Here is a 955-nt window from a genome sequence, read left to right on the forward strand (position 1 = left end):
AAAGTATCTCTCTTAACAAATACATTTCTCTAATTAGATACTAACATAAATATATATAACTAAAGCACCCTAATTTCCAGGGTACTTTTGATATGAATCACCTATACCGTTAAAGAATACATATCTTTTAAAGATTAAATAGAAAGAAAAATTGCCGACTTTTATGTAAAAGTCGGCTGCTTTCTTATAGTTCATCCCTCCCATATGAACAAACTCAACTACTGCTTATAAGCGCCTTCTAATCCTAATATTTGAGCTGTTTAGTTTTTACAGATACTAAGAGGAACATCTCCTAAATGCGATATTCATAGCTAACCTGCATAATATCATCCCCTAATATGTCCGTTAAAGAGTTCTTATTTTTAATTGATGAACTCAATCCTGGAGATGAACTATATTCACTAAAAGAATATCGGAAATCCGCAACCATTTCGAGATCCATATCAAAGCGGACCCTTTCTTGCAATTCCTTATAGTCTGATTTAGAAAAATTAATAGGACTTTTTCCATAAAAATAGACAAATTGATAATAGTGTGTACCTTCCAATTTTGATTGATGATTTTCTATTTCCCTTTTCACTAATATACCCATACAAGAAATCTCTCCATTATATTTATCCTTCATACAAACTGGATAAGATTCTAAAAGTGTATCTTCTTCAAGATTTATATCATTCAAAATATACATTTTTCATATCCCCCTTTATTCCATATCATTAAAAAATATGCAAGGAAAATGAATATATAACTACTTGTACAATATTATTTTCTAATACAAAAATTAAGAAGGAATATGTATAATATCCCTTCTTATAATGGACTTTCAAAAGTGTATGTAATATCTATCGCTCCATCTTGATGAATACTTATTTTTTGAATTAACGCTTGAAATACATGAATCAAATCTTGCTCTTGCTTTTGTAACTGCTCAAAAGCTTGTTTTATCGTTTGAATA

1 protein-coding gene is annotated in these 955 nt (G+C 29.1%); it reads right to left on the reverse strand.

Annotated elements, in window-relative coordinates; genetic code table 11:
* Positions 1 to 292 precede the first annotated feature (292 nt).
* A complete protein-coding gene (locus RCF13_RS17915; protein WP_088106401.1) occupies positions 293 to 688 on the reverse strand; it encodes a hypothetical protein in 396 nt (131 codons plus the stop codon).
* Positions 689 to 955: the final 267 nt, after the last annotated feature.

The organism is Stenotrophomonas maltophilia group sp. RNC7 (assembly GCF_030910085.1).
Lineage (GTDB): Bacteria > Pseudomonadota > Gammaproteobacteria > Xanthomonadales > Xanthomonadaceae > Stenotrophomonas > Stenotrophomonas sepilia.

What these genes read in the sequence shown, in the direction of transcription:
- RCF13_RS17915 (WP_088106401.1), bottom strand. Translation starts at nt 688, where the DNA reads ATGTATATTTTGAATGATATAAATCTTGAAGAAGATACACTTTTAGAA.